At 63.2% G+C, this 26,513-nt stretch carries 27 protein-coding genes; 16 read left to right on the forward strand and 11 right to left on the reverse strand.

The genetic code is table 11. The annotated features are described in order from the left end of the window. Positions 1-194: 194 nt before the first annotated feature. On the reverse strand, positions 195-905 hold the full coding sequence (locus PSV38_RS10945; protein WP_300547335.1) for a transposase: 711 nt from the start codon (positions 903-905) through the stop codon (positions 195-197). Between the two features lie 241 nt (positions 906-1,146). Here PSV38_RS10945 and PSV38_RS10950 point away from each other — a divergent pair, with 241 nt between their 5' ends. The 5 genes from PSV38_RS10950 (at position 1,147) to flhC (PSV38_RS10970) (ending at position 5,824) form a co-directional block, all read left to right on the forward strand. After that, a complete protein-coding gene (locus PSV38_RS10950) occupies positions 1,147-2,286 on the forward strand; it encodes a ferredoxin reductase (protein WP_300547336.1) in 1,140 nt (379 codons plus the stop codon). A gap of 25 nt (positions 2,287-2,311) precedes the next feature. Beyond that, positions 2,312-3,463 (forward strand): acyl-CoA desaturase, encoded by a 1,152-nt coding sequence (locus tag PSV38_RS10955; RefSeq protein ID WP_300547338.1) that lies wholly within the window; start codon positions 2,312-2,314, stop codon positions 3,461-3,463. 1 nt (position 3,464) lies between these two features. Continuing rightward, entirely contained in the window at positions 3,465-4,652 is a 1,188-nt protein-coding gene (locus PSV38_RS10960) for an acyl-CoA desaturase (protein ID WP_300547340.1), read from the forward strand. Positions 4,653-4,918: 266 nt separating this feature from the next. Beyond that, positions 4,919-5,239, forward strand: a complete 321-nt coding sequence (flhD, locus tag PSV38_RS10965) for a flagellar transcriptional regulator FlhD (protein ID WP_300547341.1) — start codon at positions 4,919-4,921, stop codon at positions 5,237-5,239. Between the two features lie 48 nt (positions 5,240-5,287). Then, a complete protein-coding gene (gene flhC, locus PSV38_RS10970; protein ID WP_300547342.1) occupies positions 5,288-5,824 on the forward strand; it encodes a flagellar transcriptional regulator FlhC in 537 nt (178 codons plus the stop codon). A 144-nt stretch (positions 5,825-5,968) separates the two neighbouring features. On the opposite strand, the gene PSV38_RS10975 is transcribed toward flhC (PSV38_RS10970), so the two are convergent. Further along, positions 5,969-7,408, reverse strand: a complete 1,440-nt coding sequence (locus PSV38_RS10975) for a cytochrome P450 (protein ID WP_300547344.1) — start codon at positions 7,406-7,408, stop codon at positions 5,969-5,971. Positions 7,409-7,844: 436 nt separating this feature from the next. Here PSV38_RS10975 and flhD (PSV38_RS10980) point away from each other — a divergent pair, with 436 nt between their 5' ends. The 6 genes from flhD (PSV38_RS10980) to PSV38_RS11005 all read left to right on the forward strand — a co-directional run bounded on the left by flhD (PSV38_RS10980) (position 7,845) and on the right by PSV38_RS11005 (position 12,027). Next, positions 7,845-8,165: a flagellar transcriptional regulator FlhD gene (gene flhD / locus PSV38_RS10980; protein WP_300547341.1), complete on the forward strand. Its 321-nt coding sequence runs from the start codon at positions 7,845-7,847 to the stop codon at positions 8,163-8,165. Positions 8,166-8,213: 48 nt separating this feature from the next. Continuing rightward, a complete protein-coding gene (gene flhC / locus PSV38_RS10985; protein WP_300547342.1) occupies positions 8,214-8,750 on the forward strand; it encodes a flagellar transcriptional regulator FlhC in 537 nt (178 codons plus the stop codon). A 263-nt stretch (positions 8,751-9,013) separates the two neighbouring features. Beyond that, positions 9,014-9,874 (forward strand): flagellar motor stator protein MotA, encoded by an 861-nt coding sequence (motA, locus tag PSV38_RS10990; protein ID WP_300547346.1) that lies wholly within the window; start codon positions 9,014-9,016, stop codon positions 9,872-9,874. Between the two features lie 33 nt (positions 9,875-9,907). After that, positions 9,908-10,885: a flagellar motor protein MotB gene (motB, locus tag PSV38_RS10995; protein ID WP_300547348.1), complete on the forward strand. Its 978-nt coding sequence runs from the start codon at positions 9,908-9,910 to the stop codon at positions 10,883-10,885. Between the two features lie 61 nt (positions 10,886-10,946). Then, positions 10,947-11,348 (forward strand): chemotaxis response regulator CheY, encoded by a 402-nt coding sequence (gene cheY / locus PSV38_RS11000; protein ID WP_300547350.1) that lies wholly within the window; start codon positions 10,947-10,949, stop codon positions 11,346-11,348. Between the two features lie 16 nt (positions 11,349-11,364). Beyond that, on the forward strand, positions 11,365-12,027 hold the full coding sequence (locus PSV38_RS11005; protein WP_300547351.1) for a protein phosphatase CheZ: 663 nt from the start codon (positions 11,365-11,367) through the stop codon (positions 12,025-12,027). A 25-nt stretch (positions 12,028-12,052) separates the two neighbouring features. Here PSV38_RS11005 and PSV38_RS11010 read toward each other — a convergent pair whose 3' ends face one another. Together PSV38_RS11010 and PSV38_RS11015 are read right to left on the reverse strand one after the other, a co-directional pair. Beyond that, positions 12,053-12,826 (reverse strand): LytTR family DNA-binding domain-containing protein, encoded by a 774-nt coding sequence (locus PSV38_RS11010; RefSeq protein ID WP_300547352.1) that lies wholly within the window; start codon positions 12,824-12,826, stop codon positions 12,053-12,055. After that, on the reverse strand, positions 12,823-13,911 hold the full coding sequence (locus tag PSV38_RS11015; protein WP_300547354.1) for a histidine kinase: 1,089 nt from the start codon (positions 13,909-13,911) through the stop codon (positions 12,823-12,825). Before PSV38_RS11015 ends, PSV38_RS11010 begins: the two co-directional genes overlap by 4 nt. Before the next feature lie 162 nt (positions 13,912-14,073). Here PSV38_RS11015 and argH point away from each other — a divergent pair, with 162 nt between their 5' ends. Together argH and PSV38_RS11025 are read left to right on the forward strand one after the other, a co-directional pair. Continuing rightward, positions 14,074-15,489 (forward strand): argininosuccinate lyase, encoded by a 1,416-nt coding sequence (gene argH, locus PSV38_RS11020; RefSeq protein ID WP_300547356.1) that lies wholly within the window; start codon positions 14,074-14,076, stop codon positions 15,487-15,489. Between the two features lie 78 nt (positions 15,490-15,567). Beyond that, entirely contained in the window at positions 15,568-16,041 is a 474-nt protein-coding gene (locus PSV38_RS11025; RefSeq protein WP_300547358.1) for a hemerythrin domain-containing protein, read from the forward strand. Here the strand turns inward: PSV38_RS11025 and dxs are convergent. The 3 genes from dxs to PSV38_RS11040 are packed head-to-tail and all read right to left on the reverse strand — an operon-like array spanning position 15,981 to position 19,140. Next, positions 15,981-17,921 (reverse strand): 1-deoxy-D-xylulose-5-phosphate synthase, encoded by a 1,941-nt coding sequence (dxs, locus tag PSV38_RS11030; RefSeq protein WP_300547360.1) that lies wholly within the window; start codon positions 17,919-17,921, stop codon positions 15,981-15,983. The genes PSV38_RS11025 and dxs overlap by 61 nt on opposite strands. Before the next feature lie 38 nt (positions 17,922-17,959). Further along, positions 17,960-18,889, reverse strand: coding sequence for a polyprenyl synthetase family protein (locus PSV38_RS11035; RefSeq protein WP_300547362.1), 930 nt, complete (start codon positions 18,887-18,889; stop codon positions 17,960-17,962). Continuing rightward, the gene (locus PSV38_RS11040) at positions 18,886-19,140 is read right to left on the reverse strand and encodes an exodeoxyribonuclease VII small subunit (RefSeq protein WP_300547363.1); all 255 of its coding nucleotides are present in this window, start codon (positions 19,138-19,140) and stop codon (positions 18,886-18,888) included. The genes PSV38_RS11035 and PSV38_RS11040 overlap by 4 nt, the downstream gene beginning before the upstream one ends. 247 nt (positions 19,141-19,387) lie before the next feature. Here PSV38_RS11040 and PSV38_RS11045 point away from each other — a divergent pair, with 247 nt between their 5' ends. Together PSV38_RS11045 and PSV38_RS11050 are read left to right on the forward strand one after the other, a co-directional pair. Next, positions 19,388-20,515: an aromatic ring-hydroxylating dioxygenase subunit alpha gene (locus PSV38_RS11045; protein WP_300547365.1), complete on the forward strand. Its 1,128-nt coding sequence runs from the start codon at positions 19,388-19,390 to the stop codon at positions 20,513-20,515. 19 nt (positions 20,516-20,534) lie between these two features. Further along, entirely contained in the window at positions 20,535-21,458 is a 924-nt protein-coding gene (locus tag PSV38_RS11050) for a DMT family transporter (RefSeq protein ID WP_300547367.1), read from the forward strand. Positions 21,459-21,573: 115 nt separating this feature from the next. Here PSV38_RS11050 and PSV38_RS11055 read toward each other — a convergent pair whose 3' ends face one another. Next, positions 21,574-22,344, reverse strand: coding sequence for a ZIP family metal transporter (locus PSV38_RS11055; RefSeq protein WP_300547368.1), 771 nt, complete (start codon positions 22,342-22,344; stop codon positions 21,574-21,576). An 87-nt stretch (positions 22,345-22,431) separates the two neighbouring features. Between PSV38_RS11055 and PSV38_RS11060 the strand changes: the two genes are divergently transcribed. Beyond that, on the forward strand, positions 22,432-23,970 hold the full coding sequence (locus tag PSV38_RS11060; RefSeq protein ID WP_300547487.1) for a Ppx/GppA phosphatase family protein: 1,539 nt from the start codon (positions 22,432-22,434) through the stop codon (positions 23,968-23,970). On the opposite strand, the gene PSV38_RS11065 is transcribed toward PSV38_RS11060, so the two are convergent. The 3 genes from PSV38_RS11065 to nusB are packed head-to-tail and all read right to left on the reverse strand — an operon-like array spanning position 23,954 to position 26,507. Next, the gene (locus PSV38_RS11065) at positions 23,954-24,457 is read right to left on the reverse strand and encodes a TssQ family T6SS-associated lipoprotein (RefSeq protein WP_300547369.1); all 504 of its coding nucleotides are present in this window, start codon (positions 24,455-24,457) and stop codon (positions 23,954-23,956) included. The genes PSV38_RS11060 and PSV38_RS11065 overlap by 17 nt on opposite strands. 12 nt (positions 24,458-24,469) lie before the next feature. Next, positions 24,470-26,038 carry a serine/threonine-protein kinase gene (locus PSV38_RS11070; RefSeq protein WP_300547371.1) on the reverse strand — a complete coding sequence of 523 codons (1,569 nt, stop codon included), beginning with the start codon at positions 26,036-26,038 and terminating at the stop codon, positions 24,470-24,472. A gap of 10 nt (positions 26,039-26,048) precedes the next feature. After that, positions 26,049-26,507 (reverse strand): transcription antitermination factor NusB, encoded by a 459-nt coding sequence (gene nusB, locus PSV38_RS11075; protein WP_300547489.1) that lies wholly within the window; start codon positions 26,505-26,507, stop codon positions 26,049-26,051. Positions 26,508-26,513 lie beyond the last annotated feature (6 nt).

Consider the following 26,513-nt stretch of genomic DNA (forward strand, 5'->3'; position numbering starts at 1 on the left):
TTCCCGAAGTCGCCTGGTTCATGGCGCGCTCCAGAAGTGAGTGGAGATAAAACAACGGCAAAGAGGCCCAAGGATACTGCGCGAGGCAGCCAATTTCAAGTCCATTAAATAGGGTCAGACCATAATTAACAGATCAACGACATAAACAAGGGCCTTAATCAGGGACACATCACCAAGTTCACGAGGAAAACGCCCTATTTCGGTGCCTCATCCACCGGGGTGAGCCGACGGGGTCGCCCGCGAGGCTTGGGCTGCACATGCCGCCCCAGCACCCCCTGAACCTTCTGAAGAAAATCATCACCCCCTAAAGCCCACCCTTTGTGCGTGGCACTGGATAACTCGGACACCTGCCGAGCGGACAATCCCTGTTCAAGGCGTCGCCGCCAAGCCGCTTCGCGGTCAAAAGGCGTGTTGCCCAAAGCCCAGTACAGGGGATGGTCCTGGATCACAGGGTCCACCCGCAAACCCAGGTGGTGACCGACGCTGGACCACCGGTCTTCCGTCACGTGCTGCACCGCCCCCGCCCGCAAAGCATGTTGTTCGATGAAAACCATGCCATCAAGCAAGTACCGCGCCGCCTCGATCACCGTGCAGCGGTAACGCCCCGACCACAAGCCACCGCGCCGGTCATGACGCCGGTTGTAGGCGGCCACATAGCGCCGCCCCACCGACTGCATCAAGCGGCTCAAGCCTTCATCGGTGGCGGGCGTGGCCAGCAGGTGCAGGTGGTCAATGGCGATGACATAGGCGTGGATGGCCACCGACTCCTCACGGGCCGCCTCTTTCAAAATGCGCAGCAACAAGGCCACATCGGCCTCATCGCGCACCAGCGCCTGACCTTCGTGAACGTGCTGAACCACCATGTGGGGCCATTCGGCCCCGCTCAACCGTGGCATGCGCGCCATGTGCTGCTCCTTGGATCGGGTCTGACCCCGAATTCTGAGGCAAAGCAACCTAGCGGGACCGATGACCCCAACCCCCTTGTTTGCGGGGGAACCCTGAGATTTCAAGGACTTCCCCCGATGCTCCGAAAAGCCCTAGACAGTACGCTATACACATGTGCATTAAACTAACGATTAATGTTGCACGCTCCCCGTGGTTTTTGGCGAGCCTCAACGTTGTCTTGTTGCCCGGAGTTTTCCCCTGATGGTTGATCATTCTTCATCCTCCTTGACGCCCTCGGCCATGGGCCGCGTGTCGGGGTGGCTGACGCACTGGGGCATCAGTCCCCTCGCCTTCGATGACACCCTCAGCCTCATCAGCCCGCTGCTGACGGTGACGCGCCTGCATGCGCGGGTGATCGCCAAACAGTCCGAGACACCCGGCGCCACCACCCTGGTGATGCAAGCAGGTTCGGCCTTCCGAGGCCTGCAGCCTGGCCAGTTCATCTTGTTCAGCGTGGTCATTGATGGGGTGCGCCACCGCCGCGCCTACTCGCCGCGCAGCGTCGATGGCCGCCCCGGACGCTTTGCCATCACCGTGCAACGCCAGCCGGGCGGCCTGATGTCCAACCACCTGAACGAGCACACGAAGGTTGGCGACATCATCGAGATCGATCACGCGGGGGGCGCCTTCACACTGCCAGCCGCCACGCCCTCTGAAGTCTTGCTGATGGCTGGTGGCAGCGGCATCACGCCCTGCATGGCCATGCTGGAGCACCTGCTGCGCAGCCAGGCCGCCACACGCGCCACGCTGATTTACTTTGCACGGGGCCGTGAAGACCGCATCTTTGCGCAGGCCCTGGACGACATGGCCAAGCGTTGGCCACAGTTCACCTATGTGGCCATCGACAGCGTGGCCAACACGGTCACGGGGCCCGGTGCTCAGGCGCAACAGCAAGTGCTGGACGTCGCCCTGCTGGACCAAACCGCGCCTCAATGGCGCCAAACCCTTGCTTATTGTTGCGGCCCGGCACCGCTGATGGACGCTGCCCGCCAGTTATGGCTGGACGCCGGCATCGGCGTGCAATTGCACCTGGAAGCGTTCGCACCCGCGAAACCCTCCGGCGACACCCACGCGGTGCATTCCGTGCACATGGAACGCGCCCGTCAGACTCACAGCTTCTCAGCCCCCGGCGACCTGACCATCCTGGTCGCGGGTGAAATGGCTGGATTGACCATGAAACACGGCTGCCGCCAGGGCATTTGCCACGAATGCACCTGCCGCTTGCGCAGCGGCAGCGTGCGCGATCTGACGTCTGGCGCCCGCATCGATGGCGAAGGCCAGCCCATCCGCCTGTGCGTCAGCGCAGCGATGAGCGACCTCGACCTTGAATCCCTGAATTGATTGAATGAGCCTGGCAGGTACGACCATGAATCACCCCACGAAACAGATCGGCCCCAAGACCATCGAACAGATGGACGCCTTTCAACGCGACCTGGACGTCATTGGCGCCGAGGCGCGCAAGCTCGTTGGTGAGCAAGATGCTCAGCACATTCGCAAGGTGTTGCGCACCGTGCGTGTGACCGAGGCCCTGGGCCGCGCGCTGCTGCTGTTCGGCTGGTTCCCGCCCACGTGGTTCCTGGGCACCTTGCTGCTGGGCATCTCCAAGATCGTGGACAACATGGAGTTGGGCCACAACGTGATGCACGGCCAGTACAACTTCATGAACGACCCGCGCTTCCATGGCGACACTTTCGACTGGGACAACACCTGCCCCGCCTCCGAATGGCGCCACGCGCACAACTTCGTGCACCACACCTACACCAACGTCATCGGCATGGACCGCGACTTTGGCTACGGCCTGCTGCGCTTGTCCAACGACCTGCGCTGGAGCTGGCTGCACCCCTTCCAACTGGTGTTGACGGCCCTGCTGGCGCTGTACTTCGAATGGTTCGTGGCCGTGCACGACATGCAGATGGACAAGGTGGTCATCGGCCGCAAGAAGTGGGCCGATGTGCAGCCCCAGTGGCGCGTGGTGCGCCAGAAGTTCGCTCGCCAGCTCCTGCGCGACTACGCCGCCTGGCCTTTGCTGGCCGCTGCCCTGGCCATGCCTTTCGGCCACGCGGTGGATGCCGCCCTGGCCGTGCTGGTGGGCAACTTCGCCGCCAACATCATCCGCAACGTCTGGGCCTGGGCCATCATCTTCTGTGGCCACTTCACTGACGACATCTACACCTTCAGCAAGCAATCGATCCAGAACGAATCGAAGGGCCAGTGGTACCTGCGCCAGATTTTGGGTTCGGCCAACATCCAGGGCGGCCGCTGGATGCACTTCATGAGCGGCAACCTCAGCCACCAGGTCGAGCACCACCTCTTCCCCGACATCCCCGCGAACCGCTATGGCGAGATGGCGCCCAAGGTGCAGGCCGTGTGCGCCAAATACGGCGTGCCCTACAACACCGGCAAGTTCGCCTGGCAGTTGATGACGGTGCTCAAGCGCGTGGCCCGCTACAGCCTGCCGGGCGGCCCGCACAAGGCCGTTCACATTGAAGTCGAATCGATCTTGCCCGAGAACGCGTGACATGAACATCAGCTCCGCCTGTCGGCCGAACATGCGGATCACGCCTGGCCCCCAGACGACAGCGGAGTTCGATGCTTTCGCCCGCGAGATCGACCAGGTGCGGGTTGACTTCAAGGCCTCCCTCGACGAGTCGGATTCGCGCTACATCAAGGGCGTGCTTTACCTGATCCGGGGCCTGGAATCGGCCGGGCGTGCATTGCTGACCCTGGCCGCGCTGGGCTGGCCCATCGGGCTGCTCGGGGCGGTGCTCCTGGGCCTGAGCAAGTGCATCGACAACATGGAGTTCGGGCACAACGTGATGCATGGCCAGTACAGCTGGTTGAACGATCCGCGCTTTGAGGGCATCACCTGTGACTGGGACACGGTCTGCAGCCAGCAGAACTGGAAAGAGTCCCACAACCACATGCACCACTATTACACCAACGTCGAGGGCATTGACCGCGACTTTGGGTATGGCTTTTTGCGCTTGTCGAGCGACACGCCGTGGGAGCCGCGCCACGCCGTCCAGAGCCTCTACATGGTCATCGTGGCGTTTCTGTTCGAGTGGGCCATTGGCATCCACAACATGGCCTTCGATCAATTGCGAAACGACCGAGAGGCCACCAAGGTGAACATCGCACGGCTGTGGCCTGCAGCGCGGGCCAAGATGTGGCGCCAGACCAAGAAGGACTACCTGCTGTGGCCGCTGCTCGGCGGGATCGCCAGCCTGGCGCTGGGCCATGGCTTCTGGGCAGGCCTGGGGGCTTCGCTGCTGGGCCACTTCATTGCCAACGTGATCCGCAATCTGTGGACCTTCGTGACCATCTTCTGCGGGCATTTCACCGACCAGATCCACACGTTTGACCCGGCGGACCTGAAGGCGGAAACCAAGGGGCAGTATTACCTGCGCCAGTGCCTGGGTTCGGCCAACATCAGTGGTGGCAAGGTCTTCAATTTCATGACCGGGCACCTGAGCCACCAGATCGAACACCACCTGTTCCCAGACCTGCCCTCGCACCGCTACGCGCAGTTCGCACCCCGTGTGCGCGAGATCTGCGCACGGTATGGCGTGCCCTACAACACGGGTAGCCTGGCCAGGCAGTTTCCAACGGTGCTGTGGCGCGTGCTTCGCCACAGTTTTCCCGGTGGCGAAAGCCCGATGTCGCGCCCGGCGACCGCCGTGGAAGCACCTGCTCACGTCCCTTCGTGACACAGGGCACGGCCTGGGTCTTCCAGGCGTTCACATCGTGAGACTGGCCCGGCATTGCCGGGCTTTTTTCTGCATGGGTTTTGGCCTGTTTCTGCGGCCGACAAAACCCCTTTGTCAGGTTTCTTCCTACACGACAGGCAGCGTGGACCCGACGCGCCTTACAGCGACCACCCTATTCAGTTATCCCAGGTGACTGCGCAGAATCCATTCCATGGTGAGACGCAAATCCCACCCCCACCCAATCGCCAAGACACCGGAGCCACCCCATGAACGCCGACCAAATCCTGATGGAAATTCGCGAAACCAACCTGTCGTACCTGATGCTGGCCCAGAGCCTCATCCGTGCCGACCGCGAACAAGCCCTGTTCCGCCTGGGCATGTCGGAAGAAGCCGCCACCATGATCGCCATGCTGTCGCCCGCCCAGGTGCTGAAGATCGCCTCCAGCAACACCTTGCTGTGCCGCATGCGTGTGGACGATGACCTGGTTTGGACGCTGCTGACCAACCACGGCAAGTCGGGCTCCAGCGATGTCACCCGCCTGCACGCCAACATCCTGATGGCCGGTCGCCATCAAGAAGCTGCCTGAATCTGCTGACCTCGTTCTTTGACACCCACACTTCTCGAAAGCCCCACCATGCGCACCAAGAGCCTGTTGACCGAAGCCAAGCAAATCGAACGTGCTGTCACCTTGATCGGCCTGGGTGCCCGCCTGCAAGTGTTGGAGTCGGAGACCGACATCTCTTATGAGCGCCTGCTGCGCCTGTACAAGGAAGTGTCTGGCAAGTCGCCTTCCAAAGGCCAACTGCCCTTCTCGACCGACTGGTTCATGACCTGGCAGCCCAACATCCATGCCAGCTTATTCCTCAACATCCACGAGTACCTGAACAAGTCTTCCGAGATTGACGAGATCGATGTCGTCATCAAGGCTTACCAGCTCTACCTGGAGCAGACCCAGTCCCAAGGCCTCGAGCCCCTGCTGTCCGTGACCCGCGCCTGGCGCCTGGTCAAGTTCATCGACAACGGCATGCTCTGCCTGACCAAATGCAACAAGTGCGGTGGCTCTTACGTGACCCACCCCCACGAAATCGCCCGCCACTTCACCTGTGGCCTGTGCAACCCCCCAGCACGCGCCGGCAAGGGCAAGGCCGCTGGTGCCCTGCACATGCATTGATTCTTCTCAAGTATTTCTCTGTGGTACCGAAGTAGTTGTAGTTGTTCTTGTAGTTTTGCTTGTTTCATTGTTTTCTCCTCCTAGCGTCACGCCAGTGACTTGCCAACGGACTCTTCGGAGTCCGTTTTTTTTAGCCGTCCAGCGTCAAGCGCGTTCACGCAGTTTCATGGTCAGGCCCACGGGCTCCATCGTGAAGGCCATGTGCTCTTGCGCCTCCTGGCCGTCGGGCGTGTCCACGCTGACGATGTCGAAGCGGGACAGCAGCATGGCCATGGCCATCTTCATCTCCAACAAGGCCAGGTAGCGGCCCGGGCACACGCGCGGCCCTGCGCCAAAAGGCATGGACACGCGCTTGGCATGACTGGCGTTGTGCTGTGGGCCGTTGCCCTCGGCCAGCCAGCGTTCGGGCTTGAAGGCGGCAGCATCCTCGAAATGCTGCTCGCTCACGCTGTCGTGGCGCAGCACGTTCCAGATCAGGGTGCCTTCGGGCACGCGCACATCGCCCACCACCGTGTCGCGCGAGGCCTGCAGCGGCAGGAAAGGAGCGACGGGTTTGAGGCGCATGGTCTCGTGGGCGCAGGCTTCCAGGTAGTCCAGCTCGGCCATCTTTTCGGGGGTGAAGGCGGCGGGGTCGTTGGCTTTGCTGCGCACCTCTTCCTGTGCGCGCTTCAAGGCCAGCGGATTGCGCTGCAGCAGGTGGATCATCCAGGCCAGGGTGTTGGCCGTGGTGTCCTCACCGGCCAGCAGCATGGTCAGCACGTTGTCGGCCACGTCCTGGTCGTTCACCCCGCTGTCAGCCTGGTCGGCGGCGGCGATCATGGCTTCCAGCAGATTGGGTGGGTTGTCGCGGCGCGTGGGGTCGGCCTGCAGGCGCCCGCGCGCCTGGGCAATGAAGTCGGCGATGGCCACCTTGACTGCCGTCACGCTGCGGTCCAGATCACGGTCGGAGGGCAGCTTGAACACGCGCCAATAAGGCACCAGGGTCAGGATGCGCGTGAACAAAGCGGGGAAGATTTTGTCCAGGTGCTGCTGGATGATGTCCTCGTCCGACTCCAGGGTGTTGACATCAAAGCCAAAGGCCAGGCCGGTGATGGCATCGACCGTGAAACGCATCAGGTCGGATTGCAGGTCGATGGCGCTGCCAGCCTGCGCGGCTTTCTGCCAACGTGTGCCCAGGCGTTGGGTCACCTTCAGCAGTGATGGGAAATAGGCGCGCACATGGCCGGGTGCGAAGCTGGCCATGACCATGCGCCGCTGATGGCGCCAGGCATCGCCCTCGGCCGCGAACAAACCCAGCTTCAGGTTCATCTCACGCGAGATGATGGCCAGGCGCTCCGAACGGTTGAAATCGTCGGGCCGTGCTCGCAGGATGGCACCAATCAACTCATGGTCGGCCACGACCAGCACGGCGATGGGGCCAAAGTAGGCGCGGAACAGCGAGCCATACCGCCGGGCCCACTGCTCCACGTTCTGGTGGATCAGGTCGCGATCAATCTGGAAGGCATTGCCCACCAGCGGGAGGCGGGACGGACCAGGCAGGTCATTCAGTTCGCGAAGCGATGCAACGGAGGTGGTGGTAGGCATGGGGGCTTTCCTCTTGTCTGATCCACTGAAGGCGGCATTGATGTGAGCATTACAGTGCTTTCCGACCAATGAAGCCAGCGTGGTGACCATGATCACCCAGGAAAGCTGCGCTCGGTGATTGGCGTGATCCGCAGAGCCTCTCTGGAGCCCCCCTGCTGGGCTCGCCCGAACTGGAGGACGAGCTGGTGCGGATGGTGTGGCGACTGGTGTCCGTCAATTTACGGCCTGATCGATTGACCTGGTTGTTTTCTGGATGGTGTTTCCCCTGGTTTTCGAGGCTTTGTAAGGGATCTTCTGACAAGACGTGCAGCCAGCGCCTAACGCGGGATACAGCTGTGCACCCATTAAGAAAACCTGGCATCGGGATCACTATTCATTCCATGGTGAGACGCAAATCCCACCCCCACCCGATCGCCAAGACACCCGGAGCCACCCCATGAACGCCGACCAAATCCTGATGGAAATTCGCGAAACCAACCTGTCGTACCTGATGCTGGCCCAGAGCCTCATCCGTGCCGACCGCGAACAAGCCCTGTTCCGCCTGGGCATGTCGGAAGAAGCCGCCACCATGATCGCCATGCTGTCGCCCGCCCAGGTGCTGAAGATCGCCTCCAGCAACACCTTGCTGTGCCGCATGCGTGTGGACGATGACCTGGTTTGGACGCTGCTGACCAACCACGGCAAGTCGGGCTCCAGCGATGTCACCCGCCTGCACGCCAACATCCTGATGGCCGGTCGCCATCAAGAAGCTGCCTGAATCTGCTGACCTCGTTCTTTGACACCCACACTTCTCGAAAGCCCCACCATGCGCACCAAGAGCCTGTTGACCGAAGCCAAGCAAATCGAACGCGCTGTCACCTTGATCGGCTTGGGCGCTCGCCTGCAAGTGTTGGAGTCCGAGACCGACATCTCTTACGAGCGCCTGCTGCGCCTGTACAAGGAAGTGTCTGGCAAGTCGCCTTCCAAGGGCCAACTGCCCTTCTCGACCGACTGGTTCATGACCTGGCAGCCCAACATCCACGCCAGCTTGTTCCTCAACATCCACGAGTACCTGAACAAGTCTTCCGAGATCGACGAGATCGATGTCGTCATCAAGGCTTACCAGCTCTACCTGGAGCAAACCCAGTCCCAAGGCCTCGAGCCCCTGCTGTCCGTGACCCGCGCCTGGCGCCTGGTCAAGTTCATCGACAACGGCATGCTCTGCCTGACCAAATGCAACAAGTGCGGTGGCTCTTACGTGACCCACCCCCACGAAATCGCCCGCCACTTCACCTGTGGCCTGTGCAACCCCCCTGCACGCGCTGGCAAGGGCAAGGCTGCTGGTGCCCTGCACATGCATTGATTCGTGAAATCCGCACGCTGCCGGGCCTCAAGCCGGGCCATGCGTTGCCGATAGAACTGTTGGGCGGTTTGGAAACGAAACGTCCTTGCTTGTCTCCTCCTAGCACGACGAGTGCTTTAGCGGGCCCCACACCGGGCCCGCTTTTTTCTATGCCATGAAAAAAGCCCCGCACGCACGCGTCTGTTCACAGCTTAGGAAATTGCCTTGCTCGCCGAAGATCAAGGCATTGATCAACCTGCCGCACATCGCCTGACCAGAACACCATGAACGTCGTCATCGGATACATCGTCGCGCTGGGTTGCATCTTTGGGGCATACATCATCCACGGTGGCAACACGGAGGTGATCCTCCATGCGCTGCCCCTGGAAATGATGGCCATCTTGGGAGGGGCCTTGGGCGCCTTCGTGGTCAACAACCAGACCAAGACCATCAAGGCCGTGCTGCGCAACTTCGGGACCTTGCTCCAAAGTTCCAAGTACACCAAGGCCCGCTACATGGAGCTGATGGCCATGATGTACGAGATCTTGCAGAAGGTGCGCAAGGAAGGCCTGATGTCCATTGAAAAGGACGTTGAAGACCCCCACAACTCTGCCCTGTTCAAGAAGTACCCCACCATGGGCCACGACCACCACGTGGTCGAGTTCATCACCGACTACCTGCGCATGATGGTCTCGGGCAACCTCAATGCTCATGAGATCGAAAGCCTGATGGACAACGAGATCGACACCCACCACCACGAAGGCCATGCCGCCGTGGCCGCCGTGGCCCGCCTGGCCGGCGCCCTGCCCGCCTTCGGGATCGTGGCCGCCGTGCTGGGTGTGGTGAACACCATGGGTTCGGTGGGCCAACCCCCAGCCGTCCTGGGCGGCATGATCGGCTCGGCGCTGGTCGGCACCTTCCTGGGCATCTTGCTGGCTTACGCCGTGGTTGAACCGCTGGGCGGCCTGATGGAGCAAAAGCTCGACGAAGGCACCAAGGAATTCAACGTGGTCAAGACCGTGCTGCTGGCCAGCATGCAAGGCTACGCGCCACAGGTGGCCATCGAGTTCGGCCGCAAGGTGCTGTACTCGACCGAGCGCCCCACCTTTGCCGAGCTTGAAAGCCACGTCAAGGGCAAGAAGTGACCCAAGCCATGATGAACCTCGCGGAGACCTCCCATGGCCGGTGATTCCAAAAAAGTTCAGCCCATCATCATCAAGCGCGTCAAGAAGGGCGGCCACGCCGTTCACGGTGGCGCCTGGAAGATCGCCTACGCCGACTTCGTGACGGCCATGATGGCCTTCTTCCTGTTGATGTGGCTGCTGGGCTCGACCACCGAGGGCGACAAGAAGGGCATTGCCGATTACTTCAACAGCCCACTGAAGGTTGCCATGTTTGGCGGCTCAGGCGCGGGCGATGCATCCTCGATCATCAAGGGGGGCGGCAACAACCTGGCCGAAAGCGTGGGGCAGCTCAAGAAGGGCGCCTCGGAAACCGCCGAGATCAAGGCCCGCAAGAAAGCCATCAAGGCCGAGCAGGCTGTCGCCGAACGCGCCCAGTTGGCCGCGCTCAAGCAAAAGATGGAAGAAATCATCGCCAATGACTCGCGCCTGGCGCAGTACAAATCCCAGATCCGCCTGGACCTGACGGCCGAAGGCCTGCGCATTCAGATCGTGGACGACCAGAGCCGCCCCATGTTCGACAGCGGCAAGCCGGAGATCAAGGGCTACATGCACGACATCCTGCAGTCCATTGGCGCCGTGCTGTCGGTGGTGCCCAACCGGCTCACCATCGAAGGCCACACCGACTCCAAGCCCTTCAGCGCGGGTGAGCGTGGCTACAGCAATTGGGAGTTATCGGCCGACCGGGCCAACGCTTCCCGGCGCGAACTGATCGCGGGGGGCCTGTCAGGCGAAAAGGTCTTGCGCGTGCAAGGGCTGGCCGCCAGCCTGCTCTATGAGAAAGACGACCCCGAAAGCCCCTTGAACCGACGCATCAGCATCGTGGTCATGAACCGCGAAGCTGAGGATCGCTTCTTCCAGGCCGCCAAGATCGAATCCGGCCAGACCGACGAAGAAACCGCCACCGACCCAGAAGTTCCTGCGGCCTTGGCCAGTCCCATAAAGGCCTCAAGCCTCCCCACCGAACGCCGATAACGGCTGTGAACACCTCGCGGAGGCCGTGCAAGGCCTCTATCGATTGAATCAAGGACGAGCCATGAGCAATCCCTCCCCCGACATGAAATTCCTGATCGTTGACGACTTTTCCACGATGCGCCGCATCGTCCGAGGTTTGCTCAAGGAAATTGGCTTCAACAACGCGGAGGAAGCCGAAGACGGCGCCGTGGCCTTGAACATGCTCAAAAACGGCAAATTTGATTTCGTGGTCAGCGACATCAACATGCCCAACATGAATGGCTTTGACTTGCTCAAGGCCATCAAGGCGGACGACACACTCAAGCACCTGCCGGTGCTGATGGTCACCGCCGAAGCCCGCAAGGAAGACATCGTGCTGGCGGCTCAGACCGGCGCTGCGGGTTACATTGTCAAGCCCTTCACCAAGGCGACGCTGGAAGAGAAGGTGCAAAAAATCATGCAAAAACTCACGGCCGCGGCCTGAGCAGGGAGAACCAATGATGAAGATGGACGATCTGCCCACGATGGCGGCACCTGCAGCAGCAGCCGCCGCTTCGCCAGAAATTTTTCAGCAGTTGGGCACGCTGACACGCCAGTTGCACGACACGCTCAACCAGTTGGGGGTGCTGCCCAAGCTGACCGACTCGGTCAACAACCTGCCGGATGCGCGCAGCCGCCTGAGCTACATCGCTATCAAGACCGCGGCCGCCGCCGAAAAGGTCTTGAACCTGGTGGACGAGGCCAAGGCCGATCAGGCCCACATCGTGGCCCAGACGCGCAAGCTGGCACAACTGCTCGTCGCGGACCCGGTCAAGGCCGTGGCCAGTGGCGCGGTGATGAATTTTGTGGAAGACGTGGAAACCGTCACACAGCGGGTGGACGGGCACCTGACCGACATCATGATGGCGCAGGACTTCCACGATCTGACAGGTCAGGTCGTCGCCAAGGTGGTGTCCCTGGCCACCGACCTGGAAAAGCAATTGGCTGGCGTGCTGATGCAGGCCGCCCCGCCCGAGTTGGCCCACAAGGCCGAAGTGGCCATGACAGCCAACCACCACATTGAACCCTCCTTGAGCGGCCCGGTGGTGGATGGCGAAGGCCGCACCGATGTGGTCAACAACCAAGGCGAAGTCGACGATCTGCTGGCCAGCCTGGGCTTCTAGGCCCAAGCCTCACGGGGCGCTTTGTTCAGCGCCCCGCCATCACCTCGCGCACCGTGGCCACCTGCCTTCTCGACACGGCCAGCCACTCGCCCGTGGGCCCGACCTGCACCGCCCAGGTCTCGCCGCCCTCCTCGTCATCGGCCCGGCGCTCCAGCGCCTTCATGGCAGAGCGAGCCACCAAAGCATTGCGGTGCACGCGCACAAAGCGCTCGCCCAGTTGCGCCTCCAACTCCGTCAGAGATTGATCCAGCACGTGGCTGTGCTCGGCCGTGCGCAGGGTCACGTACTTCAGCTCGGCCTTCAGGTAGATGACCTGTGAGGCAGGCACGCGCACCAGGCGGCCCCGGTCCTGGGCCACCAAGGTGGGCTCGTCCACTGGCTCGGGCACGCCAGGCGCGGCAGCAGGGGGCTTGCGCTTGACGCACCGGGCCAGCGCGGCATTCAATCGGTCCAGCCGAACCGGCTTGGTCAGGTAATCCAACGCTTCCAGCTCAAAGGCCTGCAAGGCATGCCCGGCATGGGCGGTCACGAACACCACGGCGGGTGGACTGGGCAGCGTGCGCAATCGTTCGGCCAGGCGCAGTCCATCGGGGCCCGGCATTTGAATGTCCAGCAGGACCAGGTCGATCACAGGAGCGACCGAGCCATCGTTTGAACCGAAGATCGCCAAGGCCTGACGCGCATCACCTGCCTCGGCCACCACCACGTTGGGGCAATCGGATTGCGACAGGAGCGTTTTCAGGCGCAGGCGCGCCAGCTGTTCATCGTCCACCACCATGACGCGCAAAACATCGTTCATCTTGCATTCATCCCCGGCTTGAGCGGCACGGACACGCGCACCACGTAGACCGAAGCATGCTCGGCCGTTTCACCTTTGTGCACCCCGGCGGCAAAACTCGCCTCAACATCGTGCATCAGCCGCAAACGCTGGCGCACATTGCGCAAGGCGATGCCGTGGCCAGCGGTTGAGGCCGCCTGAGGATTCGCCGGAATGGAGTTGGTGATGGTCAGCACGGCCTGCCCCGCCTTCACGTGCGTGGACACGCGCAGCCAGCCGCCATCCGGGTCGGCCTCCACGCCATGCTTGACGGCGTTCTCCACCAGCGGCTGCAGCATCAGGGCAGGCACCTCGGCCTCGCCCGCTGCCGGGTCCAGCGTCCAATGCAAGGTCAGGCGCTCGCCAAAGCGCAATTGCTCAATGCGCAGGTAGCGTTGCGCCAGGTCGATTTCATCGGTCAGCGATGCGCGCAAATGCGGCGAGGTCAGCGCCTGGCGGAACAACTCGGCCAGGTCTTCCAGAACGGCTTCGGCCCGCGCGGGTTCGATCTGCACCAGTGCGATCGCCGTGTTCAAGGTGTTGAACAGAAAATGCGGTCGGATGCGCGCCTGCAGCTCGGCCAAGCGGGCCTGGGCCTGGGCGGGCAACTCGCTGTGACCGCGCTGGCGCAACCAGGCCAGGGTCACCGAGGCGAATGCCGCGCCGGTCAGCATGGCCGGACACACCCCCCACCAACTGCGTTGGGCCCCACCCATCCACCAGTCCAGCATGGACGATTGCACTTCGCCATACAGGCCCGCCAAGGCGCCCAGCAGCACCGCGCTGCCCCACTGGCCGAGCGGCGACATCCGCTCCAGCAGCGAACGGCCAGCGCAGGCCAGCACCAGCCACAGCAAACTGGCTGGCAATGCCGTGGCCAAGGCTTGCGACCAGCGCACCAGCCAGTCGGCCGGACTGACCGCCACATGGGCCACGCCCAGCGCCAGAACAAGTTGCATGCCCAACACCACGCGCAGTACCACGCCCACGTGGCACACGTCAAACGCCGAGCGCGATGCGCTGCGGGCGGGAGTGGCTGGCTGGTCAAATCCGGTGGCCGCCCACATGGTTGGCGCGGCCAGCGTGTCACCCGCCTGATCCTGTGTTTGGGCCCTGGATGGCGCTTTTGCAGGCGCGGCCACCCGCGACCGAAGTGATCGGTTCGACGTGGGGGGCGTGGGCTCTCTACAATCCATGGTTGGAACATTCTCGCCCAAGCACGCTGCGCCATGAGCACAAATCAACTCGACACCAAGTCCCAGGCCTGGTCGGCCCTCTTCTCAGAGCCGATGAGCGACCTGGTTAAACGCTACACCGCCAGCGTTTTCTTCGACAAACGGCTCTGGCGCGCGGACATCCAGGGCTCGCTCGCGCATGCTGAAATGCTGCACGCCCAGGGCCTGATCTCGGCCGCCGACTGGGCGTCCATCGAGAAAGGCATGGCCCAGATCACGCAAGAGATCGAAGCCGGCAGCTTCGAATGGAAGCTCGACCTGGAAGACGTGCACCTGAACATCGAGGCCCGCCTGACCACGCTGGTGGGCGACGCCGGCAAGCGCCTGCACACCGGCCGCTCACGCAATGACCAGGTGGCCACCGACGTGCGCTTGTGGCTGCGCAGCGAGGTCGATGAAATCGGCGTGCTGCTGAACGCCCTGCAAAAGGCCCTGGTCGATGTGGCCGAGCGAAACGCCGAGACCATCCTGCCCGGCTTCACCCATTTGCAAGTGGCCCAGCCTGTGAGCTTTGGCCATCACCTGCTCGCTTATGTGGAAATGTTCGCCCGCGATACAGAGCGCCTGATCGACCTGCGCAAGCGCATCAACCGCCTGCCTCTCGGATCGGCCGCACTGGCCGGCACCAGCTACCCCTTGGACCGCGAACGCGTGGCCCGCACGCTGGGCATGGTTGACGAGGCAGGCCAGCCCGCCGTCACTCAAAACAGCCTGGACGCTGTCAGCGACCGCGACTTCGCCATCGAGTTCACCGCCGCCGCCTCGCTGGTCATGGTCCACATCTCGCGCCTCAGCGAAGAGCTGATCTTGTGGATGAGCCAATCGTTTGGCTTCATCGACCTGGCGGATCGCTTCTGCACCGGCTCATCCATCATGCCGCAGAAGAAGAACCCCGACGTGCCTGAGCTGGCGCGTGGCAAAACCGGCCGCGTGGTGGGCCACCTGATGGGCCTGATCACCTTGATGAAGGGCCAGCCCCTGGCCTACAACAAGGACAACCAGGAAGACAAGGAACCCTTGTTCGACACGGTCGACACCTTGAAGGACACGCTGCGCATCTTCGCGGAAATGGCCGGGGGCATCACCGTCAAGCCCGAGGCGATGGAGCGTGCTGCCAAGAAGGGTTACGCCACCGCCACCGACCTGGCCGACTACCTGGTGAAAAAAGGGCTGCCCTTCCGCGATGCGCACGAAGTGGTGGCGCACGCCGTGAAGGACGCCATTGCCCTGGGCGTGGACCTGTCGGAGTTGTCGCTGGACCAACTCAAGAACTACAACCCTGCCATCGGTCAGGACGTGTTCGAGGTGTTGTCGCTGCGCGGATCGCTCAACGCCCGCAACTTGCTGGGCGGTACGGCACCTGAGCAAGTGCGCGCGCAAGTGGCACGGCACCGCACGCGCCTGGCCTGACATTGCGCCAGGTCAAGGTCGGTTTGGGAGCGAGCCGATAGCCTCGCGAGCATCGTTGTATGGATGAACCCGCGCACCATGGTCGCCACCCTTGTCTGGTCTGAAGCCTTGTCCCTGTCCATGCCCGCCATGGACGACATCCATCGGGAATTCGTGGATTTGCTGGCGGCCGTCCAGCAGAGCCCGGATGCCCAACTGGTCGAGGCCTGGCAGGCCCTGCTGGCCCACACCAAGGACCACTTTGGCCGCGAAGACCGATGGATGCTGGCCACGGGTTTTGCCCCTGGAAACTGCCACGCCACTCAGCACGCCGTGGTGCTTCAGGTGATGCACGAAGGCATGGCGCAAGGACAGCAAGGCAAGTTGGGGCCCATTCGCCAGATCGCTCATGAGCTGGCGCTGTGGTTCCCCCACCATGCCCAAAGCATGGACGCGGGCCTGGCCTTGCACCTCAAGAGCATGGGCCACGACCCCGTGACCGGCGACTTGCCTTACCCGCGCAATGCGGTCACGTTGGACGCATCCGCCGCTGTCAGCGCACCCACCACCTGAGGCAGGCGCTGGCGCACCGATTGCTCGATGCCCGCCGCGTCCAGGCCACACATCGACATCAGCTTGACCGGGTCCCCGTGCTCGACGAACTCGTCGGGCAGGCCCAGGATCACCAGCGGCTTGACCACGCCCGCGAGGCTCAGGGCCTCGGCCACGGCAGAGCCTGCGCCGCCCTGCACGCACCCCTCTTCCACGGTCACGAAAGCATCGTGGGTGCGGGCCAACTCCAGCAACAACTCGGTGTCCAATGGCTTGACGAAACGCATGTTGGCCACGGTCGCATCCAAACTTTCCGCGGCTTTCAGCGCCGGGTAGAGCAAGGTGCCAAAGGCCAGGATGGCCACGCGCTGCCCGCTCGCGGCCTGGCTGGTGCGGCGCACCTCACCCTTGCCCCAGGGCATGGTCTTCAGATCGGTCGACACGGCCACGCCGGCACCCGCGCCACGCGGGTACCGCACGCACACCGGGTGCTGCTGCGCGAAGGCCGTGCTCAGCGCCTGGCGGCATTCATTCTCATCGGCCGGCGTCAGCATGCTCATGTTGGGAATGCAGCGCACAAAAGCGATGTCAAACGCCCCCATGTGCGTGGCCCCATCGGCCCCGACGATGCCGGCGCGGTCCAGCGCGAACACCACGGGCAGGTTCTGGATGGCAACGTCGTGGATCAACTGGTCGTAGCCGCGCTGCAAAAACGTCGAGTAAATGGCGACCACGGGCTTGAGCCCTTCACAGGCCATGCCGGCCGCAAAGGTCACGGCGTGCTGCTCGGCGATGCCCACGTCGAAATACCGGCCCGGGTACTTCTGGTGGAACTCGACCATGCCCGAGCCTTCTCGCATCGCAGGGGTGATGCCCACCAGGCGCGTGTCGTGGGCGGCCATGTCGCAAAGCCATTGGCCAAACACTTGCGTGAACGTAGGCTTGGGGGGCTCGCTTGAGGCAGCAGCCTTGACCAGGCCCACGGCCGGATCGAACTTGCCAGGGCCGTGGTAGGCCACAGGGTCGGCCTCGGCCAGTTTGTAGCCATAGCCCTTTTTGGTGACCACGTGCAGGAACTGGGGGCCACTCAGGTCGCGCAGGTTCTCCAGCGTGGGGATCAGCGAATCGAGGTCGTGGCCGTCGATGGGCCCGACGTAGTTGAAGCCGAACTCTTCAAAGATCGTGGCCGGCACGACCATGCCCTTGGCGTGCTCTTCCAGCTTTTTGACCAGCTCGAACAAGGGCGGCGCATTGCGCAGCACCTGCTTGGCACCTTCGCGCGCGGCGGAATAAAAACGACCCGACATCAAACGCGCCAGGTAGCGGTTCAGCGCGCCCACGGGCGGCGAGATCGACATGTCGTTGTCGTTCAGCACCACCAGCACGTCGGCTGCACGGCCGTTGTGCGGCACGCCAGCGTTGTTCAGCGCCTCGAAGGCCATGCCCGCCGTCATGGCGCCATCGCCAATGATGGCCACGGCCTTGCGGGCCTCGCCGCGCAGTTGCGCACCCAGGGCCATCCCGAGCGCGGCCGAGATGGAGGTGGACGAGTGCGCCGTGCCAAAGGTGTCGTACTCGCTTTCATCGCGGCGCGGAAAGCCGCTCAGGCCGCCCATCTGGCGCAGTGTGGGCATGCGGTCACGTCGGCCGGTCAGGATCTTGTGCGGATAGGTTTGGTGGCCCACGTCCCATACCAGCCGGTCGTTGGGCGTGTTGAACACGTAATGCAAGGCAATCGTCAGCTCCACCGTGCCCAGGTTGGACGACAGGTGCCCCCCCGTGCGCGACACGCTTTGCAGCAGGTACTCGCGCAACTCGCCCGCCAGTTGTTTGAGCTCAAGGCGAGACAGGCGCCTGACATCGGCGGGCGTCTCGATCCTGGACAGCAGGGTTGAGGTCATGGTGGGCTTCCTTGGGGAATGAATTTGTTGTTGTCGGATCAGTGATCGCGGTGCACGATGCGCTCGGCCAGGGCGGACAGAGCTCGGGTGCGCTCAGGCGAAAGTCCGCTGCCCGACAGGGCATCCTGAGCCTGCTTCAGCAAGCGGTCAACCTCGGCGCGCGCCGCGGCCAAACCCAACAGACTCACATAGGTGGGTTTGTTGGCATCGGCATCCTTGCCCGCGGTCTTGCCCAAGGTGTCGGATGGCTGGGTGGCATCCAGGATATCGTCCACCACCTGAAAGGCCAAGCCCATGGCATCGCCATAGTGGGTGAACGCCTCCCAGATGGGGCCGGATTCATCGATGCCGGCGCTGGCCGCGCCCATTTGCACGCTGGCACGCAGCAAAGCGCCGGTCTTGCGGTGGTGCATGTCACGCAAAGTGGCCTCATCCAAGGCGATGCCAATGCTGGCCAAGTCAATGGCTTGCCCCCCCGCCATGCCTGCCTGCCCGGCCGAGCGCGCCAGCAAACGGCACAAACGGGCCTGAATGGGCGCACGCATCACGAGATCGGCTGAGCAGGCATCCGGCGTCAACACTTCAAAGGCCAAAGCCTGCAGGGCATCGCCTGCCAACATGGCCCGGGCTTCACCAAACTGCACGTGGACGGTGGGCTTGCCACGGCGCAGCACGTCGTTGTCCATGCAGGGCATGTCATCGTGGACCAAGGAATAGGCGTGGATCAACTCCACGGCGCAGGCCGCGCGCAAGGCCGCATCCCGGCCTGTCGGCGTTTGCTCGGCATCAGCGGCTTGCGCGGCGGCCATCACCAGCAACGCCCTCAGTCGCTTGCCGCCATCTAGCACGCCATAGCGCATCGCATCGCCCAGTCCGGCGGGGGCGTCGATGGGCACCCATTCCTCCAGCGCCGATTCGACCTGGGCCAGGACCTCGGATGACCAATCAGCGTAAGCCTGAGAATTCATGCGGCGTCCCAGGGTTTGAGTTGACCGTCTTCCAGCAGCTTGACCTGGGCCTCGACCGCCTCCAGCCGTGCGCGGCAGAACTGCAGCAGCTGGGCGCCGCGCCGGTAGCTGGCCAGCAGGCCGTCCAGGGGCAATTGGCCAGACTCCATCTGGCTCACCAGGTGCTCCAGTTCCGCCTGAGCCTCCTCGTAAGTGGACGGCAGGGGCAGTTCTGGGGTGGGTTCGGCAGTGGAAACAGGGGTTTTGGCCATGGTGTCGCCCAGGCAAGCCTGGGGTGAGGGCAAACGCGTATTCTATATTTCGCATGCGGCCAAAAGCAGCGCCCCTGAAGTCCTGTGAAGCTCAGGGCAGCCCCCGGTCTGGGTGGTCCCTTGACCTTGCACAACCCCGCCATTCACCTGGCGGGTACAATTTCGGGTTTTCCCGTCACGAATCGGGGTGGTCCTCGGCTGCGGCCGAGGTTTGGTTGACATAGGTTTTTGGAGAACCTTGGGGATCATGTCCGACCTGAGTCCTGCGCTCAATGCTCTCGCCCGCAGCCGCACGCAGCTGCCTGTTTCCAGCTACTTCAATGAAGTGCTTTATCTGCGGGAGCTCGAACGCATCTTTCAGTCCGGTCCTCGCTACCTGGGGCACGCCCTGTCGGTGCCCGAGGTCGGCGATTACTACGCACTGCCTCAAGAAGGCGAAGGTCGCGTGCTCGTGCGCACTGAAAAAGGCGTTGAGCTGATCTCCAACGTCTGTCGCCACCGCCAGGCCGTGATGCTGCGCGGGCGCGGCAACAGCCGCCACAACGTGGTCTGCCCCCTGCACCGCTGGACTTACGACCTGCACGGCCAACTGATCGGCGCGCCCCACTTCGACCACGACCCTTGCCTCAACCTGAACAACTACCAGGTTCGCGACTGGAACGGCCTGATTTTTGAAGACAATGGCCGCGACGTGGCCGCCGACCTGGCCGGCATGTCGCCGCGCTTCGCCCCCGGCGGTGACCTGGACTTCACCGGCTTCGTGCTCGACAAGGTCGAGCTGCACGAGTGCAACTACAACTGGAAAACCTTCATCGAGGTCTACCTGGAGGATTACCACGTCGGCCCCTTCCACCCAGGCCTGGGCAACTTCGTCACCTGCGACGACCTGAGCTGGGACATGGCGCGCGATTACTCGGTGCAGACCGTGGGCGTGGCCAAGAACTTTGACCGCCCCGGCTCGGCCACCTACAAGAAGTGGCACGACGTGGTCATGAAACACGGCAACGGCGAAAAGCCCACGCAAGGCGCCGTCTGGCTGACTTACTACCCCACGATGATGGTGGAGTGGTACCCCCACGTGCTGGTGGTGTCGAACATGTACCCTCAAGGGCCGCAAAAAACCCTCAACGTGGTCGAGTTCTACTACCCCGAAGAGATCGTTGCGTTTGAGCGCGATTTTGTCGAGGCCCACCAGGCCGCCTACATGGAGACCTGCGTGGAAGACGACGAGATCGCCGAGCGCATGGATGCTGGCCGCAAGGCACTGATGCTGCGCGGCGACAACGAGGTCGGTCCCTACCAAAGCCCGATGGAAGATGGCATGCAGCACTTCCACGAGTGGTATCGGCGCACCATGGATTTCCGCGACGAGTGATGAAGAAGCGCGCCGCCCCGTGAACGCCCTCGTCAAGGTGGCCTCGCGTCAATCCGCCGCCGGGTTGATGGTGATCGCCACCTTGCTGTTCGCGGCGATGGGGGTGTGCGTGAAGAAGGCCTCGGTCGAGGTCGGCACGGGTGAGGTTGTTTTCTTTCGGGGATTAGTGGGCGCAGTGATGATGGGCCTGCTGGCCTGGAGCCGCCAACTGTCTCTGGCGACCAAGGTACCGCAACTGCACTTGTGGCGTGGCTTTGCCGGGGTCACGGCCCTGAGCCTGTGGTTCTACGCCATTGGCCACATGCCCCTGGCCACGGCCGTCACGCTGAACTACATGTCGTCCGTCTGGATGGCGGTGTTCCTGGGCATCGGGGTTCTTTGGAAGCGTTGGCGTGGCCAGCCCGGCAAGGGTATCCCGCCCTCCCTGCTGATCGCTGTGGCGGTGGGCTTCGCGGGCGTTGCGCTGGTGCTGCGCCCTACCCTCCAGCGCGATCAATGGTTGGACGGCCTGATTGGCCTGACCTCGGGCATGCTGGCAGCCTGGGCTTATCTGCAGGTGGCCAGTCTGGGCCGCGCAGGTGAGCCCGAACACCGTGTGGTGTTTTACTTCTCGGTGTTTGGTGCCGTGTCTGGCTTGCTCATCAGCGGCGCCACGGTCGGCATGGGACAAGTGGCGTGGCACCAACCCAGCCCCATGGGTTGGGTCTGGCTGCTGGGCGTGGGCACCTTTGCCACGCTGGCCCAGTTGGCCATGACCCGGGCCTATGCACGCGGTCAGGCATTGGTCATGGCCAGTTTGCAATACCTGGGCATTGCGCATGCTTTCGTGCTGGGGGTCTGGATCTTTGATGATCCTGTGAATCCGCTGTCGCTGGTGGGCATGGGCTTGATCGTGCTGGCAGGCATCGCGGCCACGCGGTCCAGTTCGGTGATCAAGGACTGAAGATGTGCGCTGGCAGGGTGCCTTGCCTTAAGAGCGCGGGCGCGGGCTGGGGCGGTCTCCGACTCATCCCCGCCCCGCGCTGCCCAGACAAAGCGCCCCATCTCAAAGCATTGCATCAATGCATGCTGTGCACGATGGTGCCAATCATCAGCAAGCCCACCACCAGCCAGAACAACTGCAAGAAGGTGTCCCGCCAGCTCAGCCGCTTTTGCAATTGCGGAATCAAATCCGCCACCGCCACATAGATGAAGCTGCTCGACGCCACCACCATCATGTAAGGCAGGTACTCCTGCCAAGGCGCGATCAGCACATAACCCAGCACGCCTCCCACCACCGCCGCCAGCCCTGAGATCGCGTTGTAGACCAGCGCCCGCGTGCGCGAAAAGCCAGCGTTCAGCAGAACGATGTAGTCGCCCACCTCTTGCGGGATCTCGTGCGCGATGATGGCCAACGCCGTCACCAGACCCACTTGCGGATCGGCCAGGAAGGCCGCCGCGATCAGCAAGCCATCGCAGAAATTGTGGATGCTGTCACCCACCAGCACGCTCCAGCCACCACGGCCAGCCTGGGCCGCATCAAAACCATGGTGGTGGTGGTGGTCGTCATGCTCATGGTGGTGACCGTGGCGGTAAAGCTCGGCCTTTTCCAGCAGGAAGAAAAACATCAACCCGACCAGCAAGGTCATGAACAAGGCATGAGGCGGCGCGGTGGACTCAAACGCCTCAGGCAACACGTGCAGCAAGGCGGTGCCCAGCAAAACCCCGGTCGACAGGCTCACCAGGTGGCGAACAATGAGGCTCAAAAGAGGGGCCGACAGGGCGGCGGCCAGCACCACGGAAGCCACGCCGCCCAACAAGGTGGCCAATACGATGTAAATCAAAGTCATCGTGGGATCTTAGCAATGCTGTCAAGCGCCAAGTCACACATTGCGAAGACAATGATCGATATGAACACGAACACCGCCGCCAAGACGATGCGAGCCACCTCTTTTCCCCTTGAAGCCAGTGAATGGCCGCATCTGCTGGCCTCGATCGACATGGGCTCCAACAGCTTCCGGCTGGAGATCGCCGAGCTGAGCAAAGGCCGCTACAAGCGGATCGACTATTTGAAGGAAACCGTGCGCCTGGGCGCCGGCCTGGATGCTCAAGGCTTGCTGACCGAAGACGCCACCCAGCGCGGCCTGGCCTGCCTGGCCCGCTTTGCGCAACGCCTGAAGGGCTTCGCGCCCTGGCAGGTGCGCGCCGTGGCCACGCAGACCCTGCGCGAGGCCCGCAACCGCGATGCATTCCTGGCGCGCGCCGACCAGGTGCTGGGTCACGAAATCGAAGTGATCTCTGGCCGCGAAGAAGCCCGGCTGATCTACCAGGGCGTGGCCCGCCTGCAGCCCAATGAGTTGCCACGCCTGGTCATCGACATCGGCGGCCGTTCAACCGAGATGATCCTGGGCCACGGCCGCAGCGCGTTGCGCGCTGAGTCGTTCCGGGTGGGCAGTGTCAGTCTGTCGATGACGCATTTTCCGCAAGGCCGGTTCACGGCGCAGGCTTTTCGCAGCGCCCAGATCGCGGCGGGCGCCGAACTTGAAGAAGCCCTGACCCCCTTTGCCCGCGCCAACTGGAACGAAGCGCTGGGCTCATCCGGCACGGTGGGCGCGGTGTCTCAGATCCTGGTGGCCAATCAGATCAGCGATGGCAGCATCACGGCCGATGGGCTGCGCTGGTGCATGGAGCAGTGCCTGCAAGCCGGGTCGATGGACACGCTGACCCTGGCCGGGCTGAAGCCCGAACGCAAGGCCGTGCTGGGCGGTGGTTTGTCCATCCTTTACACCCTGGCCATTCATTTCGGCATCGAGTCCCTGCGCCCGGCCAAAGGCGCCTTGCGCCAAGGCGTGATCTTCGACCTGGAAGAGCGCATCGAGGCCGCCAGCAACCAACGGCAGCACGACCAACGCGACACCTCGGTGCGCGAGTTGCAGCGGCGCTTTCACGTGGACCTGTCGCAAGCCGACCGCGTTCGCCAGCGCGCCCTTGCACTGTGGGAGGGCCTGCATGAAGACGGCGCCCACCAGGCCGACAGCGACGCCGCACGCGAACTGGGCTGGGCGAGCGCCGTGCACGAGATCGGCATGATGGTGTCCCACCATGACCACCACCGCCACAGCGCCTACCTGCTGGGCCACGTCGATGCACCGGGCTTCTCGCAATCGCAGCTGCGACACCTGGCCGGCCTGGTGCTTGGTCAGCGCGGTGAGTTGACCAAGCTGGCCGACCACCGGCAGGACACCGGCTTGATGAACCAGGTTTTGTGCCTGCGCCTGGCCACCATCCTGCACCACGCGCGCACCGCCTTGCCGGCCAACGTGGCGCAGTTGCGCACCTCACGTGGCAAAGCGGTATTGACCTTGGGCGAACAATGGGCCCAGCAAAGCCCACGCACCATGCACCTCCTGAGCGAAGAGGCTCAGCGTTGGGCCACTCAGGGTGACCGCACCCTGGTCATCAAGACCGAGGCTTGACGGCGCCCTTCTGGGCACGCGGGTTGGTCGGCTTGGTCGTTGGCAGGGCCTTTCGGTAGACCGGACCCCACATGGGGTGCCCGGCTTCCGCCTTGGTCAAGGCAAAACCGGGGTCCGCCGCCCGCGCGGCCTTGAAGGCCTTGGCGCAAGCGATTTCGCGGCGGCTGGTGCAATAGATGAAGGCCAGGTGCTTGTGGGCGGTGGCCGCATCGGCAGGGGCCGTCAAGCCAGTTTGCAAAGCCGTGTTGAACTGGGTCTCGGCGATCGTGTATTGCGCAGCCTGGTAGGCCTTGAGACCTTGCGCCAAAGCCGCCTCGGCGGGTTTGACCACAGGCGCGGCCGACGCCACCACCGCCACGAGCGGCCCTGCAGCCACCAGACTCGGCGCTGGCGGCACCGCCTTCGGGGGCGTATCGCAAGCGGACAACAGCAGCAAGGCCACGACGGCGGTCAAGCGTTTGAAAGCGAAATGGGCATGAATGCGCATGGAGCCTCGCGGTCAGAATTGGTGGTTGATGCTGACCGGTGCGCCAGCCTTCACATCCACCGTCTTGCGCAGTGGAGATGCGTCGCCGTTGCGGATGGTCAAGGTGTGTTTGCCAACGGGCAGCTTGAGTTGCGTCATGGGTGGGGTCACGCCCAAGGAGCGGTCACCTTCAAACACCTCGCCCCAGGGGCTGATGGTCAGCTTGACGACGCCGCTGGGCACGGCCACAGGCTTGCTGATGCTCGTCGCCACAACATTCGTGGCCTCCATGACGACTGGAGCAGGCGCCACGGCCGCTGGCTCAGCAGGGGCGGGGGTTGGCGCAGTCTCCGACAGCACAGGCACAGGCGCCATCGGCGTTGCGGCGGGCACTGCCTTGGCCGCGACTGGCGCCACGGCCGCCATCGTCTCATCAGGTTTGGCGCTTGAGCGCTCTTGCCAAACGAACCAGCCCAGACCACCCAGCGCGGTCAACCAACCGGCCGCCGCCAAGGACCACATCCAGGATCGCGAGACCTTCTGACCAGACTTGCTGGAGCCCGACGCGCGTGAAGACGACGATGAACCAACCCCTGATTGCGGAACATCACCCTGCTGACTCAACCAGTCGCGCAAGGCTTGAGACAAAGCACGCGCCGAGCGAGTGCGCACCGCAACATCACGCTCCATGGCCTTGGCCACGATCTCAGACAAGGCCTTGGGCACCTCGGGATTGATTTCATGCGGGGCAAGCACCTCGCCCTTCAAGACCGCGTAGGCAATCTCGTCCAGGCTGTTGCCCGTGAAAGGCCGCTTGGTGGTCAGCAACTCGTACAGCACCACGCCGAGCGAGTACACATCGGCACGCCGATCCGTCGGCTCCTGGCGCACCTGCTCGGGCGCCATGTAATACGGCGAGCCGCCAAACACTTCCTGAAAACGACTTTGCTCGTCATCGCGGCCCATGGACTCGGCCTGGCGAATGCGCGCAATGCCGAAATCGAGCACGCGGGGTGAGGTGCGCCCCACCATGAAGATGTTGGCCGGTTTGATGTCGCGGTGGATCACGCCCTTGTGGTGGGCGTAGGACAAGGCATCGGCCACGCGCCGCACGATCAAGGCGGCCTGTGCGGGCGTCGGCTTCCAGCCCAGCGTGAGCAGTTGCCGCAGGTCTTTGCCGCGCAACAGCTCCATCGCGATGTAGGTGCCCTGCTCGCTCAAACCCGCGTCGTACATGGTCACGATGTGGGGGTTGTTCAGGCTGCCCGCGGCCTTGGCCTCGTTCAGGAACAGGGCGTTGAACTGCTCGCGGTTTTCAGCTGGCAGGTCCACGTTCAAGGTTTTGATCGCGATCAGGCGCGACAGCAAAGGGTCGTGCGCCGCGTAAACCGTGCCCAGGCCGCCCGCGCCAATCTTGTACTTCAGCGCGTAGCGGCCAATGTGCCCGATGGTGGGCAGCAGGTCGGGCCGGGCCTTGGGGACTTCGCTGGGGTCGGGTTCGGGCAGCGGGCGCGTCTGCGCAACGGTGTCCGGATCGTCGCCCGGAATGGGCTCGCCATCCTCGTCCAAAGGACGAGTCACCGCCGGGTTGAAGTCAGGCACGGCCACAGTGTCAGCGCGGCCCCGAGCGTGTGGAGCGCACTTCGTCAGGACGCAGCACCGGCGCCAGGTGGTCCAGCACGCCGTTCACGTACTTGTGGCCATCGGTGCCACCAAAACTCTTCGCCAACTCAACCGCCTCATTGATCGCAACCTTGTAGGGCACGTCCATGCAATGGGTCAACTCGTAGGCGCCAATCCACAACACCGCGTGCTCGACGGGTGAGAGCTCTTTGACCGGGCGGTCCAGGAACTTGGACAAGGCTTCGTCAAGCTGCACATGCTGGTCGATGCAGCCATGCAGCAATGCGTCGTAATGCGAGCGGTCGGACTTGGCGAACTCTTCCAGTTCGCGCACATGCGCGTCGATGCTGCTGGCGTCACGGCTGTTCAACTGCCATTCATACAGGCCTTGCAAGGCGAACTCGCGGGCGCGGCGGCGGGATGACTTGGCACGGTCGCGACCAGGCACGCCACC

Source organism: Aquabacterium sp. (assembly GCF_029946005.1).
Lineage (GTDB): Bacteria > Pseudomonadota > Gammaproteobacteria > Burkholderiales > Burkholderiaceae_C > Aquabacterium.